The 14,773-nt window shown below is 56.8% G+C and carries 14 protein-coding genes; 9 read left to right on the top strand and 5 right to left on the bottom strand.

Features of this window, described 5'->3' with window-relative positions; genetic code table 11:
* The first annotated feature begins 380 nt into the window (after positions 1-380).
* On the top strand, positions 381-2,078 hold the full coding sequence (locus ACZ89E_RS10580; protein WP_476255591.1) for a sulfatase-like hydrolase/transferase: 1,698 nt from the start codon (positions 381-383) through the stop codon (positions 2,076-2,078).
* An 82-nt stretch (positions 2,079-2,160) separates the two neighbouring features.
* Here ACZ89E_RS10580 and ACZ89E_RS10575 read toward each other — a convergent pair whose 3' ends face one another.
* Positions 2,161-4,116 (bottom strand): acyltransferase family protein, encoded by a 1,956-nt coding sequence (locus ACZ89E_RS10575; RefSeq protein WP_476255590.1) that lies wholly within the window; start codon positions 4,114-4,116, stop codon positions 2,161-2,163.
* 195 nt (positions 4,117-4,311) lie between these two features.
* On the opposite strand from ACZ89E_RS10575, the gene ACZ89E_RS10570 reads away from it, so the two are divergent.
* The 6 genes from ACZ89E_RS10570 to ACZ89E_RS10545 all read left to right on the top strand — a co-directional run bounded on the left by ACZ89E_RS10570 (position 4,312) and on the right by ACZ89E_RS10545 (position 10,223).
* The gene (locus ACZ89E_RS10570; RefSeq protein WP_463260208.1) at positions 4,312-4,980 is read left to right on the top strand and encodes an ABC transporter ATP-binding protein; all 669 of its coding nucleotides are present in this window, start codon (positions 4,312-4,314) and stop codon (positions 4,978-4,980) included.
* A 1-nt stretch (position 4,981) separates the two neighbouring features.
* The gene (locus ACZ89E_RS10565) at positions 4,982-7,453 is read left to right on the top strand and encodes an ABC transporter permease (RefSeq protein ID WP_476257040.1); all 2,472 of its coding nucleotides are present in this window, start codon (positions 4,982-4,984) and stop codon (positions 7,451-7,453) included.
* A complete protein-coding gene (locus ACZ89E_RS10560) occupies positions 7,443-8,498 on the top strand; it encodes a lipocalin-like domain-containing protein (protein ID WP_476255589.1) in 1,056 nt (351 codons plus the stop codon). The genes ACZ89E_RS10565 and ACZ89E_RS10560 overlap by 11 nt, the downstream gene beginning before the upstream one ends.
* 62 nt (positions 8,499-8,560) lie before the next feature.
* Positions 8,561-8,803, top strand: a complete 243-nt coding sequence (locus ACZ89E_RS10555; RefSeq protein ID WP_149658665.1) for a hypothetical protein — start codon at positions 8,561-8,563, stop codon at positions 8,801-8,803.
* A 9-nt stretch (positions 8,804-8,812) separates the two neighbouring features.
* Positions 8,813-8,980: a hypothetical protein gene (locus ACZ89E_RS10550; protein ID WP_166655970.1), complete on the top strand. Its 168-nt coding sequence runs from the start codon at positions 8,813-8,815 to the stop codon at positions 8,978-8,980.
* 418 nt (positions 8,981-9,398) lie between these two features.
* Complete coding sequence (locus tag ACZ89E_RS10545; protein WP_149658664.1) at positions 9,399-10,223, top strand: VanW family protein; 825 nt, start codon at positions 9,399-9,401, stop codon at positions 10,221-10,223.
* Positions 10,224-10,274: 51 nt separating this feature from the next.
* Here the strand turns inward: ACZ89E_RS10545 and ACZ89E_RS10540 are convergent, their stop codons facing one another.
* From ACZ89E_RS10540 to ACZ89E_RS10525, 4 genes are all read right to left on the bottom strand, one after another.
* Positions 10,275-11,300, bottom strand: coding sequence for a hypothetical protein (locus ACZ89E_RS10540; protein ID WP_476255588.1), 1,026 nt, complete (start codon positions 11,298-11,300; stop codon positions 10,275-10,277).
* Positions 11,301-11,652: 352 nt separating this feature from the next.
* On the bottom strand, positions 11,653-12,072 hold the full coding sequence (locus ACZ89E_RS10535; protein WP_476255587.1) for an SMI1/KNR4 family protein: 420 nt from the start codon (positions 12,070-12,072) through the stop codon (positions 11,653-11,655).
* Positions 12,073-12,253: 181 nt separating this feature from the next.
* Positions 12,254-12,889 carry a hypothetical protein gene (locus ACZ89E_RS10530; RefSeq protein WP_476255586.1) on the bottom strand — a complete coding sequence of 212 codons (636 nt, stop codon included), beginning with the start codon at positions 12,887-12,889 and terminating at the stop codon, positions 12,254-12,256.
* 201 nt (positions 12,890-13,090) lie between these two features.
* Positions 13,091-13,474: a hypothetical protein gene (locus tag ACZ89E_RS10525; protein WP_476255585.1), complete on the bottom strand. Its 384-nt coding sequence runs from the start codon at positions 13,472-13,474 to the stop codon at positions 13,091-13,093.
* A 335-nt stretch (positions 13,475-13,809) separates the two neighbouring features.
* On the opposite strand from ACZ89E_RS10525, the gene ACZ89E_RS10520 reads away from it, so the two are divergent.
* Both ACZ89E_RS10520 and ACZ89E_RS10515 read left to right on the top strand, forming a co-directional pair.
* The gene (locus ACZ89E_RS10520) at positions 13,810-14,238 is read left to right on the top strand and encodes a hypothetical protein (protein ID WP_476255584.1); all 429 of its coding nucleotides are present in this window, start codon (positions 13,810-13,812) and stop codon (positions 14,236-14,238) included.
* Between the two features lie 118 nt (positions 14,239-14,356).
* Positions 14,357-14,773: a hypothetical protein gene (locus tag ACZ89E_RS10515; protein ID WP_463260211.1), complete on the top strand. Its 417-nt coding sequence runs from the start codon at positions 14,357-14,359 to the stop codon at positions 14,771-14,773.

Genomic DNA, 14,773 nt, shown 5'->3' with positions numbered 1-14,773 from the left:
CCTCGTAAGACGGTGGAAAGATCAGGAATTAGACTGTCAAAAGGGGTATAGCCCAGCCGCGGCAAAACGTGTCAGCAAAATGACATGTTGCTTTGCTAGAACAGCCCCATTTTTGGGGGCGATTGGCCATCAAGTGCTTGCTGTATCTGGATTTGCCGCGGTTTTGACGGGTTTTTCACATGTCGAAGAAAACGATAAACGGTCGAAAGGCTTGAATTACAAGGGCTGTAGCGCCTTGAGTGTGTCAGATTTGAGTCAACGTTTTTTTGACGCTTTTCGAAAAAGTCGGGCATTTCTTGCGGTTTGATGGCCCGGTGCTAGTGTCAAAAAATGGCCGACAATCTATTGGCCAGATGCCTACGACGAGCAGCGTAAATACTATGATTCGATATTTAAAAGAACTGCTGTTAGTTCTCTATTTATTCAAGAGTTATGACTATTACCTTGAACGCCTGAACGCCATGGGCATCGGTATTGCGTTGTTGTTATTTTGCGCAATGTTTGTGGCGCTGACGGTGGCGCTGTTCATGACCGCGTACATCCGCCAGACGCTCATCAGGCATCTATTCGCTTTAACGCTGTTTGTGTCGGCCGTGTTCTTTGACGTTTATACGAAAGTGACCGCCGATTACCTGACTTACAGCAGTTTTGTGTCGTTGGTGTATTCCGGCGGTTTCATTCAGGAAGCGGCGTACCAGTACCGCGATCCGCTGATCAGCGGCGTGCTCAGTGGCCTGTTGCTGCTGTTCGGCATCGGCCTCAAGCCCCGTCGGCGGATGCCGCTGCCGGGGGCTTTGCTGGCGGCGGCGCCGGTGCTGGGGGTGTTGCTGCTCAGTGCGGTGCTGTTTGTGCGGGCCGGCGAGGGCGCCCGGGGCCTGCCGGTCATGTACACGCCGCTGGCCTACCTGAACCTGTTCACCTATGAAGCCCTGCACAACACCGTCGGCCCACGGGAACCGGTGAAACTGGCGCGCAACGATCAACCGGTAGGCCACGACATCGTATTGATCATCGACGAGAGCATTTCCGGCAACTACCTGGACATCAACGCGCCGTTCGGCGTGCACAGTAACCTTAAGGAAACCCGCCCCGGCGTCGACATCTTCAACTATGGCTATGCCGCCTCCATTGCCAATTGCAGCGCCGACACCAACGTCACCCTGCGCTACGGCGGCACCCGCGCCGACTACATGCGTATCAACACCACGCTGCCGTCGATCTGGCAGTACGCGAAAAAGGCCGGGCTGCGCACCGTCTACATTGACGCCCAGCGCACCGGCGGCAACCTGCAGAACCTGATGAACGACGCCGAGAAAAAAGACATCGACGCGTTCGTGCAATTCGACCAGACCAGCGTGCGCGACCGCGACATGGCGGCGGCGGCGAAGCTGATCGAGCTGCTCAATGACGACCAGCCGCAACTGGTGGTGATCAACAAGGTCGGCGCGCATTTCCCGGTGCACGACAAATACCCCGACGCCTTCATGGCCTACCGCCCGACCTTGCCCCGCGGGCAGTTTGTCGAAGTGGCGGACACCGGCAAGCGCGATGGCTTCAATGGCCAGCCGGACGACTGGGTGCTGTACCGCAACGCCTACAAAAACACGCTGCTGTGGAATGTCGGGGAGTTTTTCTCACGGCTGTTCGCCCAGGCGGATTTGAGCCATGCCACGCTGATCTACACCTCGGACCATGGCCAGGATCTGCATGAACGCGGCAACCCGGGGCTCAATACCCACTGCGGCGGCGACCCGGTAGAGGAGGAGGGGCTGGTGCCGTTGGTGGTGATTCAGGGCAGCGGGTTGAAGACCCTGGACTGGTCGGCGCAATTGGCCGGCAACAAGGATCGGTCGAGTCACTACAACATCTTCCCGACGCTGTTGCAGTTGATGGGGTATGACCTGGCGGGGGTTGAAGCGGTGTATGGCAAGCCGCTGAGCGTGGCGACGGCGGACGAGTTCACCTTCAACTACCGGTTCAACGCGCGGTTGGGGGCCAAGCCGGAATGGAAACATATCGATCTGAAGACGATTGTCACGCCGGCGCAGGCGGCGACGAGTGTGGCGGTGGGGCAGTGAGGTTCTGGGTGGTCAAAAATCCTCGGCCCGGTAGCCGCGATATTCATCCAGCAACTCTGAAAAGCTCCAGCGGCGGGCTCGGTTATTCGTGATGGGGGGTGGGCAACAGCGTCGAGAGCCCACCGGCAGTCTGCGTCGCGGACGGGATGGTGTGATCACTCAAGAGCGATTCACCTCGGCTGAGTAACGCATGGCCAACGAAACGCGAGCCCCCTTCATTCAGGTGCGCGTCGTCGAGGTACAGCAAAGTACCCTGGATGATCGGGCTGCAAACCCCGGCCGGGCAAATCACCTGATTGGGATCAATGAAGCGCACCTGGGGAAACGCCTGCCGCACTTCGGCCCAATAGGCGGGTTCAGTACTTTGCTTGACCGAGCAGTCGCGATCGATGCTGAACATCAAACGGCGGATGGGACAGCTGGCGGCTTTATCAATCGGCTGGTTTTTCAGGATGACGATGACCTGGCCGCTGCTTTCAACCACGCGACGGATGCTCGCCTTGATCATGTCTGTTGCGGCGGGATCCCGTGGCCAGCTCCCGGCCAGCACGACGTACGGGTATTTGTTTTGCTGGATCAACCCGAACACCCGCTCGTTGCGTAGCGCGCAATGGGCGGCATACACCGCGGGCATGCCACCGGCGTAGCCGATAATCGGCGGACAGGAGTCCATGGTGTAGTCCATCAGAGAAATACCGTCGGCGCGGGCCAGAAGGTCGACCATCCCGGTGAAGTGATTGGCGATCGAGTCACCGACCATGATGCCGTCGAGCCCGGGCTTGTCAGCGCCCAGACGGCATTGCGCGTTGGGTTCGGTGCGGTACAGCGCGTTGGGTACGTGGCAGCCGCTGCGAATCTCGCTCGGCTTGTTCAGCGTCATGGCTTCCAATGCCGACACGTCGGGGCTGAAACGCTGTGCAAAGCCATGCCAATGCACACTCACCCCGGCCAATATCGCCAGCGCCAGGGCCGGAAGCGCAAATCGACGGGCAACGACCTGTGAAAAATGCAGCGTTGCACCACTGCGTCGAAACGGGATTTCAACGTAGCGCCAGGACAGCCATGAGAGCAGGATCGAGCCCGCGACCAGCAACGCCGCCACGGGAAGGTTGAGCTCAAAGCCGAGGTAATTGAGATAGGCAATCAACGGCCAATGCCACAGGTAAAGCGAATAAGAGATCAAGCCGATAAATACCATCGGCCGGCTGGTGAGAAAGGGGGAACGGACGTCACCGCTACCGGCCAGAATCAGCAGGGCAGCGCCCAGGCACGGAATCAGGGCGTCAAAGCCGGGGAAGTTGGAGTCCGAATTCAAGGTTATCAGCGAAAAACCGATCAACACGTAACCGGCCAGCGTATAGCCGCGGGCCGCGAGCCGGCCGATGGCTCGAGGTTGATACAGATAAATCGCCAGCAGCCCGCCCAGCATCAGTTCGAAAAAACGCGTGGGCAGCAGGTAGTAGGAGGCCGTGGCGAAGAGACGGGTGCCGTACTCCGAAACCCCCACTGCGGCCAGCACGCCTATGCCCAGGATCGGCAGGACAAAACGCGGTGCAAAGCGTACGAGGGCGACGAGAAACAGCGGCCAGATCACATAAAACTGTTCTTCGATGCCCAGCGACCAGGTATGCAGCAAAGGCGCTTCCGTGGCGTCGGCGGCGAAATAGTTGCCGTACTTCACCCAGATGTAGATGTTCGACATGCCCGTCAAGGACAGCAGTGCGCTGATGTTGAGGCGGGTCAGGTCGGTCGGTGACAGGATGAACGCTGCGACGATCACGCAGGCCAGCAGCACCGTTATCAGCGCGGGCGCGATGCGGTTGATGCGGCGCTGGTAAAAGCTTTTCAGGGAGAACGTTTTGCGGGTGATCTCGGAATAAACCTGAGAGGTAATCAGGAAACCCGAGATGACAAAGAAAATATCAACACCAATGAATCCTCCCGGTAGCAGGTTCGGATAGAGGTGATGGAAGAACACCGCGAGGACTGCCACGGCGCGCAGCCCGTCAATGTCACGTCGATAGGTGTTTTGAGCCATGCACCAGACCTTCCATGTTCGCAGTCGTTTGAGGTGACCGCTCGATGGTACGTGCCCCGGATTCGCCGAACAACTGACATAAATGACAGTTGTAATAACCTTTCGCGATAGGGTTTATGCAGGCTCGAGCAAACGGCTACGTGTTGAATCGGGCGTCCGCTATCCTTGCCTCACGCTCATCAATCAGGTTCTCCCATGCTTCAGGTCCAGGGCGTCTTCAAAAGCTACGCCACCCCGCAAGGTCCATTGCCGGTGCTGCAAGGTATCGACCTCACCTTGAAACCCGGCAGCAGCCTGGCGCTGATGGGCGAGTCGGGCAGTGGCAAAAGCACCTTGCTGCACCTGATCGCCGGGCTGGACAAGGTCGACAGCGGCAGCATCCGCAGCGGCGAGCACCGGTTGGAGCAGATGAACGAAGGGCAGTTGGCAAACTGGCGGCGCACGGAAATCGGCCTGGTGTTCCAGCAGTTCAACCTGATCGGCAGCTTGCGGGTGGAGGACAACCTGGCGTTCCAGGCGCGCCTCGCCGGGCGCCACGATGCGCGTTGGCAGGCGCATCTGGTGCGGCGCCTGGGCTTGAGTGATTTGCTCAAGCGTTACCCGGAGCAGTTGTCCGGCGGCCAGCAGCAGCGGGTTGCTCTCGGCCGGGCGCTGGCTTCGCAACCGAAGCTGCTGCTGGCGGATGAACCCACCGGCAGCCTCGACGAAGCCACCAGCGATGAGGTGTTGAACTTGTTGCTGGAGCTGCTCGACGACACGCCCACGACGTTATTGATGGTCACTCACAGTCCACGGGTGGCGGCGCGGCTGGCGGAGAAAGTGGTGCTGCATCATGGTCGTCTGGCTGAAGCGGACGTGCGCTGAGGTGCGGGTCTTTCGCGAAACCTTGCGCGCGCTGTTGAGCCATTGGCGTCAGCATCCGGTGCAGTTTTTCAGTGTGCTGACCGGGTTGTGGCTGGCCACCAGTTTGCTGACGGGGGTGCAGGCGCTGAACAGTCAGGCGCGGGAAAGTTATGCCAAGGCCAGTCAGTTGATCGGCGGCGAACCCCAGGCCAGCCTCAGTGCGCCCAGTGGCGGCGTGTTCTCGCAGCAACTGTTTGTCGACTTGCGGCGGGCGGGCTGGCCGGTATCGCCGGTGCTGCAAGGGCGGTTGACGCTCAAGGGCCACGATGATCAACGCTTGCAACTGATGGGCATCGAACCGGTGTCGTTGCCCGCCGGTTCGGCGGTGGCGGGGCAGGCGCTGGGGATGGAACGCATTGTCGAGTTTTTCAGCCCGCCGGGCCGTACCTGGATTGCCCCGCAGACCTTGCAGGCTTTGGGGTTGCATGAAGGTGAATCACCGGTTGCCGAAAGCGGGCAGACCTTGCCGCCGCTGCATGCCCAGCCGGACATGGCACCGGGTGTGTTGCTGGTGGACATCGGCTTCGCCCAGCGAATCCTCGGCCAGCCGGATCAACTGTCGCGCCTGTTGTTGCCCAAGGATTTTTCCGCGACCCTACCCGATCAATTCAAAGGTCAGCTCCAGCTCAAGACCAGCGGCGAAGAAAACAACCTCGCGCGCCTGACCGAAAGCTTTCACCTGAACCTCGATGCCCTGGGTTTTCTGTCCTTCGTGGTCGGCCTGTTTATCGTGCATGCGGCGATCGGCCTGGCACTGGAACAACGCCGGGGGTTGCTCCGGACCCTGCGCGCCTGCGGGGTCAGTGCGCGGATGTTGATCGGCTGCCTCGCTGTCGAGTTGGGTGGGTTGGCGCTGATCGGTGGCATCGCCGGCGTCGCCAGCGGTTATCTGCTGGCGAGTGTGCTGTTACCGGACGTCGCCGCCAGCCTGCGCGGGTTGTACGGCGCCGAGGTGGCGGGGCAGTTGAGCTTGAGTCCGTGGTGGTGGCTCAGCGGCGTCGGCCTGAGTTTGCTCGGCGCTTTGCTGGCTGGTGCCAACAGCCTGTTGCGCGCGGCGCGTTTGCCGTTGCTGGCGCTGGCCAATCCGCAAGCCTGGCATCAGGCTCATGCGCGGTGGTTGCGGCGCCAGGGTTGGGTCGCCGCATTGGCGGCGGTGATCGCGCTGCTGGCGTTGATCTGGGGCGACAGCCTGGCCAGCGGTTTTGTGCTGATGGCCGTGTTATTACTCGGCGCAGCACTGGCATTGCCGGTGTTGCTCAACGCCGTGCTCAACCTGGTGCAGCATCGCAGTCGTACGGTGCTCGGCCAATGGTTTCTCGCCGATTGCCGCCAGCAACTGCCGGCCCTGAGCCTGGCGCTGATGGCGCTGCTGTTGGCGCTGGCGGCGAACATCGGTGCCGGCAGCATGACCGCCGGCTTCCGCCAGACCTTCAGTGACTGGCTCGAACAACGCCTGACCGCCGAGCTCTATCTCAACCCGCAAAACCCGGCCCAGGCCCGGGAGCTGCACACCTGGCTCAAACAACAACCGCAAGTCACTGCCGTGTTGCCGAGCTGGCAAGTGTCGATCCAGTTGCAAGGTTGGCCGGCGGACGTCTACGGCGTGATCGACCACCCGAACTACCGCCAGCACTGGCCGCTGCTGGAAGCGGTGGGCGACAACCCGTGGGAGCGCCTGGCCAAGGACGACACGGTGATGCTCAGCGAACAACTGGCACGGCGCTTGAAGGTGCAGCTGGGCGATCACCTGACGATCCCGACGCCGAATGGTTCGTGGGCGCCGCGGGTGGTCGGGATCTACGCCGACTATGGCAATCCCAAGGGCCATGTGCTGGTCAACGTCAATCACCTGCTGCGCGGCTGGCCGCAACTCACGCCGAACCGTTTTAACCTGCGCATCGACCCGGCGGCGACTCCGGCGTTCCTTGTTGCACTGCAAAACCGCTTCGCGTTGGACGACAATCGCATCGTCGATCAGGCGCGGCTCAAGGGTTGGTCGACCCAAGTGTTCGAACGCACCTTCGCCGCGACCGCCGCGCTCAACAGCTTGACCCTCGGCGTGGCCGGCGTCGCACTGTTCATCAGCCTGCTGACTCAGAGCCAGAGCCGCCTCGGCCAACTCGCGCCGCTGTGGGCGCTGGGCGTCACACGACGGCAACTGATGCTGCTCAACCTCGGGCAAACCTGGCTGCTGGCGCTGTTGACGCTGGTCCTGGCGCTGCCGTTGGGCATTGCGCTGGCCTGGTGCCTGGACACGGTAATCAACGTCCAGGCCTTCGGTTGGCGCCTGCCGTTGCGGGTATTCCCGCTGCAACTGTTGCAGTTGATGGGGCTGGCGTTGCTCGCCACGCTGCTGGCGTCGGCGTGGCCGTTGTACACCTTGTACCGCACCCGGCCGGCGGACTTGCTGAGGACGTTTGCCCATGAGGATTAAGGCCGCGCTGTGGTTGGTTTTGGCACTATTGAGCGGTTGCGATAACTCGGCACCCGATGAAAAAGGCTTCGCCGGGATGGGCGGCGAGGCGTCCGCGTTTACGCCGGTGGTGCCCGGACGAGTGTTCAGTTTTCCAGCGGATCATGGGCCGCATGATGGGTTTCGTATCGAGTGGTGGTACGTCACCGCCAATCTCAAGGACGCGCAAGGCAACGAGTTTGGTGTGCAATGGACGTTGTTTCGCAGCGCCTTGAACGCTACGCCCGAAGTGGCGGGCTGGAGCAACCCGACGATCTGGCTCGGGCACGCGGCGGTCACTTCGGCGACGGTGCATCACGCTGCCGAACGCTATGCGCGGGGCGGCGTCGACCAGGCGGGTGTGAACGCGGCGCCGTTCAAGGCCTGGATCGATGATTGGCAGTTCAGCGGTCCTATGACCGATCTGCAACTCAGCGCACGGGACAAGGGGTTCAGCTATCAACTGCGGCTGACGTCAACCGGTCCGCTGGTGCTTCAAGGGGATCAGGGTTTCAGTCAAAAGTCCGAGCAAGGCCAGGCCTCGTATTACTACAGCCAGCCGTTTTTCCAGGCCAATGGTTCACTGGAGATCGACGGCAAAACCTACACCGTCAGCGGCCCCGCCTGGCTCGACCGCGAATGGAGCAGCCAACCCCTCACGGCCAATCAAACTGGCTGGGACTGGTTTTCCCTGCACCTGGACAGCGGCGAACAGGTAATGCTCTACCGCATGCGGCAAAAGGACGGCGCGCCTTTTTTGACGGGCACCTGGATCGATGCCCAAGGGAAAATGCAGTTGTTGCAGGGCGACGACATCAGCCTCACACCCGGGGACACCGCCAAGGTTGCCGGCCGATCCATGCCTGTGCGTTGGTCGATAAAAATCCCCGGCAAACACCTCGACATCAGCATCAGCGCATTGAACCCGAATGCGTGGATGGATTTGCGCATTCCGTATTGGGAAGGGCCGGTGCGCTTGAGCGGCAGTCATGCGGGGCAGGGGTATCTGGAAATGACCGGTTATTGAATCGGAACTCTCGCCGCAACGACGTCCTCCTACGTTATGAAGCCCGTTCCCTGGAGTCCGCCATGAGCGACGACCTCAAGCCCCCGGATCTTGCCACTTGGCAACGCCTGTTCGACGACAAGGCCTACTGGCAGCAATCCCCCGACGCCCACTACAGCGACCTGCTGCGGGTGGCCGACGACTTGCTCGGGCAGGGCGCCATCGACCTCGAACAATGGCAAACCCTGAAAGCCAAGGCCGAGCAATCCCACAAGGATTCGCCTGCCGTCAACGTCGCCCGGGAAGTCGACGACCCTGAAGCCTGAGGAGCCCCCATGAAACCCATTACCGAATCCGAACACCCCGACGAACCCCGGCCACCCGGTGAAACCGAGCGCGACAACGACGCCCTGCGCCCCACCGACCCGAACAAGCGCAAGGAAAACAGCAAGGGCACCGACAGCGGCGAATCCACTGCGCAAGAAACGGCGAACACGCCCTGATCTGCAGCAATGGTCGTCGTTGTCGTCACTTACATCGATACCACTGAAAGTGACCCGCCAGCACGAGAGTTGAGTATTAGCTCTACATAAACTGATTATTCTTGTATGACTCTTGTATAAGAATAATCAGCTTAACGTTCCAGTTGGTGAGTTTGGTGTTTGTAAGTTTGATATCCGATAAATATCCACCCAAGTTGTATACATAAAATTTCATGTATGTGTATGCGGACATCTTCATCAACTTCTATTAATATGCCTTTCGTTCGCCCAGTGTCAGGGCTCTTTACCGGTGCATGGATTGCCAGGCCATTACACTGGGCGAACACCTTCTTTTAGTGCGACACGCACTTGCAGCAATACGTTAAGATGCGCGGCTTTTTACTCAAGGAAGAAAACGGCAGCCGCCGATCTGACACGGATGAAACCACTCTCCCTCTACCACCCGGCCCTCTATTGGCTGCGCGTGTGGCAAAAACGACTGTTCCGCCAATTGGCCTGGCGCTTCTCCCGCAAGACATACACCGTGTCGCTGGACAGCACCCGCTTGCCATATCGCTACCTCAAACACACCTCAAAACTGATTCGTAAACTGGGCAACTCCGATATTGCACTGCAACATAACAAAGTCATTAACCTGAAACTCGCCGTGGCTTCGGTCAATGGCGTCGTCATTGCCCCTGGTGAGTATTTTTCTTTTTGCCGGTTGGTGGGTCGACCGACTCGCCAGCGCGGGTATGTCGAAGGCATGGAATTATCCTTCGGAGAGGCACGCACGGGCGTCGGTGGCGGGATCTGCCAATTGAGCAACCTGATTCACTGGATGGCGATTCACTCGCCGCTGGTGGTGGTTGAGCGCTCAAATCACAGCTTTGATCCTTTTCCCGATGAAGGGCGGGTACTGCCCTTCGGCTCCGGGGCGGCGATTTTTTATAACTATGTTGATTTGGTGTTGTACAACCCGACGGATCGGCATTTTCAGTTGAAACTGAATGTCGGCGAACAACAATTGGAAGGGGAGTTGTTGTGTGACCAGATTCGGGAGTACCGGTATCACGTTTATCAACGGGAACATCGGTTTGTGCGCGACGGTGGCCGGGTGTTTCGAGAGAACGAAATATGGCGGGATGTACGCACCAAAGGGCAAGACAGTCAGTTGGTGAAGAGTGAATGTCTTTATCGAAATAGGGTGGTGGTCAAGTACGCGGTGGATGACGCGTTAGTTGATATACCGGTTGTAATATAAAAAACGGGCGATCTCAGGATCGCCCGTTTTTTTATCTTTATCAGTTAAAGATCAGACCTCTTTTCTCCAGGCAGTAAAAGTGATGGCGGTGCCTTCATCCTCTTTATCCCGGATGTCGATTTTGTAGGTGCCGCCGCCCGCAACGCCGTCAACCCGTGCCTTTTCATCATTGGCCTGTAACTCGGCACCCTTGGCGTGCTGTTTGTAAAACCTCAGCACGTCGGCGAACGGCATATAGGTGTGCAACATGACCTCGAACTCATGCATGGGACGGCCGTCAATCTGGTCGAACTCACCCTCCATTGCGGAGCCTTTGATACCGGGCGAAATGTAAAACCCATCGGCGCCGACGCCCGAGAGAAAGGAGTTCGTCGGCAGCAGTGGGAGCATCGCCTTCGGAAGGTCGGACGGCAATTGCGAGGTCGTCCAGGACGGTTTTTTCGGGTCCGTGGTGATGTACTCGACCGAGCCGATCTTCTGCGCCTTGGCGCGTGTTTCCGGATCTTCGCTTTCAGCCCAATACGCGACCAGCGGCGGCAACTGTTTGCTCCAGACAATCATCGGGTCCGCGTCGCTCTTTTTCGCGCCTTTGGCCTGGAAAATCGTCAATACGGTTTCGGGACCCGGGTTGCAGGACAACGTCTCCGTACGGGATTTGACGGTGCAATGCCCATTGACCAGCCCCACAGCGATCAACTGCCCCTTTTCGTCCAACAACAACGCGGCGCGCTCGTCGCCGTGGTTACCATCATCCATCGCGGTCAGCATCGTGCGCCCGGCCGGCACGCCTTCCTCAAATATCGTGAATTCCGAATCGAGGGCATCGAGTATCTGTGACACGATCAAACTGCCGTCGAGGGTGTAGCTGCCGGTGGCGTAACCGATGAAATCAACCAATGCCGCGCGTACGGCCGGATCTTCATTTAGCTGAGGCGGCCGCGCAGCAGCGGGCGCGTTGGACAGCACGAGCACGGTGGCACCGTCGGCGCGCTTTTCTGAATGAACTGACAATGCCGCGGCATCAAGAGAAACGGACAACGCCAAAAACAGGGCGAGGGGGCGTGCGATGGTAAACAAGGGTCATTCCTTTGCTGGGTGGTGATCCGGTTTTACTGGCTGACGGCATGCGTCAGACGAAATGGCGGGTATTCAACCTGTGTGGGCGTCAAAAAGCCAGGTTAAACTTTGGGTTGCGTTATCGGATTCGTCCATGCGGTGGGGATTTTCAATTGATATATGCACTTCACTGAGGTGCGAGAGCAGAGTTTATAAGTTTTTTATGGTTTAAAGACTTTCAAGGTCGAGGTTGCAGCCATAGATTTTTAATCGTTGGATTTCTAGTAAATGCCGTTTCCTTTGAAGAAGTCGGGGGGTTCATGTTTGTCGATGGCTATTTCGAATGTTGTTTTCATTGATGTTGATCCCTGTCCTACTCTCGCCATAAGCCAACAAAATCATCAAAACTGTTAGCGACAAAGCATGTACTGCCGGTATCTGGATCGAACATCTCGACGGTGGTTGAGAGTGTATTGAAATTCAGACAAATAAGAAAATCGCCCGCATCCCGGGCAATGGGTATCCACCCAGTAGGAAGCCCGGCAACTCTGGTGTGCCAAACAATAGTGCCAGCCTTTAATGACGGGGAGAACGAGAAAAACTCGCTTATGCAGGTGCCTGCGTTGCCATATGGGAATGAGGATATTTCTGGTGAGGCTTCGTCAGCGTATTTGACCAAGTCTAAATATAAATCGGGGAAAACCACGCGTAGGAATGTTTGAACCTGGGCTATCGTGTCTGTATCAACCGATGATCCTTGTACAATCCCCAAAGAACTCCAGTCAGATTTCATTTGTTTCACCGTTTTTTACGCTCTTGTTTTGAATTTAAAGCGTTGAGCAGTTCTGCTTCAGATATTGAATGCTGACTCAGATTGTCCAAGTCTAATTCTCCCCAACCTTTTCATTGTCTATTTCCAGAATCAGCAGCGGAATGGTCACTGATTGGAACTGCTGAAGCAATACTTATCTTGGTCATGACTGAGAATCGTCGTCGGAGAAGGTGTAGAAACCCGCATCCCAGTTTGGGGTTAGATGCTTGTTCCTGAGTTCGAGATTGAACAGGTTATGGATGGGGAGAGGAGGGCTGATTGACTGGTTGAGATGTCCGACGTTTTTCATGAAGTCCGTATAGTTTTCAATGTAGACACAGTCTTCAATTGAAAAACTCAGGGTGATTTCTTTTGGCGACACAATTGCCAGGTTCAGCCGTAATTCTGGGAAGGTGCTTAATTGTCCACCTATGTTGTAGATTCGATCGCCGGAAATCAGTTTTCGTCCCCATGAGCGTACGAGGTCGTGCTCTTTGTCATTCAGTTGAAGGGACAGTATGGATTCGCAGCTTTTAACGTCCTCAAAGGAAAGCGCAGCACGTTTTACGATGAGAAAACCTTCATCTATGAATTGTTCGGTCAGCGCGACGGGAAGTTGTTTTTGAATGGCGTCGATAATGGGTTGGTCGATCAGGTTCAAGACGAAATTGGACAGGTTGAAATTGAAATGGTGTAGAAGCTGTTCTGTCAGGGCTATGTCGATGTAGGTGATGAGTCCCCCAGCGTTTACGTAGTCGATGGTGCCAAAGGCTTCTGTTAGGTCGAGTTGTATATTCATGAAATCATCCATTGATAGGTGATTTTTCCATCAGGCTGATTTGGCCTATTTATTTAAAGATAAGGCATTTGTGTCTTTCATAAATAGTTCCTTTGCTTCTCCAAACGTCATGCGATTTGGGCCGCTATAGGTATTGTTATACCTCTATCTATCATGGTCATACTAATGGTCTCGACAATCACTAATTAAATAAAAATTCGGTTAAATGTTTGTTGGATGCAGCGATGTTTTCTGCGCAATGATATCAACAAACATAAAGGGTGGGCCGCTTTTATCTGATGATATGAATATAATCGAGTTTTCAATCTTGAGTGCCGTGCAACCCTCGTCCTCGCCACTGATCAATTGAGCTGTGATGTACAGCTTCCGTTCGCGGAACGCTATAGAGGGAGATGTTTTGTTTGAAGGCATGATATTTTCACCCCAGACAAAATCGTCATCGATATTTATTTCAACGTCGTGATGCTGGTTTTCTTGCAGATCAGAGCCCACAAAATAGGATGACCCGATCCCAAGGGGCGTCGAAAATTCCACATAAGCACCGAGGGCAGTGGGTTCGATTATTCTTAGTATCGTTATTTTCATCTATTAAGTGCCTGAGAGGATGCGGTTTGTCTTTGTCACTATTACCATAAATCTATCCTGGTGCACTCGAACTCAATAATGCTTCCGATCTCAAATCCTCCTGGTAGAGGGTCATCAATCACCATGTGTATGTCCCCGATTGCAACTATTTGATCTGCAATGTTTACAATTTTAGCGACCACTTTTTGATCAAGCTTGGTGTCGCTTAGACTATGTCCAGTGGAATCGAGGAGCCCCTCGGTGCAACTCATCTAAGGTAAACTGCGCAGCCTTTTTTGCCGATGCCCAATCACGTTGAAAAGACACGGCAGTCGGGTTGATAGGGATATCTTTAAATGAAAATACTGACTCGACGCCAGCGTTTCTGGCTCACTGTGCCGGTGCTCTGTGCCGGGTTGTGGGCCGCGTCGCAGTGGTGGGAAAAGGGCCTGGCGCACCCCGTTGGCACTCCTGAAATAAGCCCCAACGGTTGCTATCGGGTCCAGCAGTTTCAACCGTTCTGGCTGCTACCTGGGTTATTTCACCCGAAGGCCTTCCCGGACCCGGAGGCAGATGTCCATTGGTTTGTCCGCTGGGAAATTCCGGTTTTTTTTCGCCTGTATGATCATCGTACGGGCCAACTGATTGGGCAAAGCGAGATCTATGACCTGGTCAATGCTGGCGGGCCTCTGAGTTGGGGGTGGCGCGACTTCCCCACGGTGACCGCGGCCATGATCGAGATCGGCCCCAATCTGCCTGATTGCATCGGTGATCAGCCGGGCTAGGAACCGCGATGCAGGCGGCAGATTGCCCTGTTGGTCTTGCTCAAACATGCAACAATCCGCCGCCGCGCACCGTACAGGTATCGGCGGCAATGGTTTCCCCCCAATCTTAAGGATCAAGATGAGCGCCTCCCGCACAAACATCATTGGCATGAAAGTCCACTGCAACGCCTGCGAAAAAGAATTCCCCATCGGCAACAAACAGCAGAAGTTGTTGCGTGAAGACCAGCCCATTGCGTGCAAGGGCTGCAAGGCCGAACTGATGATCTCGGCCTCGGAAAAACAACGCTTCCTGGGTTTCGGCAACCCGGCCAAACCCCTGATGCTGGCCCTGATGATCAGCGGCTTGCTGGCGGTGTGTGTGTTCGGCGGTACGTTCCTCGGTGTTCTGCAGTCCGATGGCCTGGTGCTGGTGGCCGTGGTGGTGATGGTCGGCAGCAACCTGGTGTTGGGGCCGATGATTAGAAATGCGACCAAGTCGCTGATGGTCAATCTAGACCCCAAGGAATCCCCGGTTGTGGCACCAGCAGCGTCTTGA

The organism is Pseudomonas sp. TE3899, from assembly GCF_056279105.1.
This window is presented reverse-complemented; position numbering and strand designations above follow the sequence as displayed.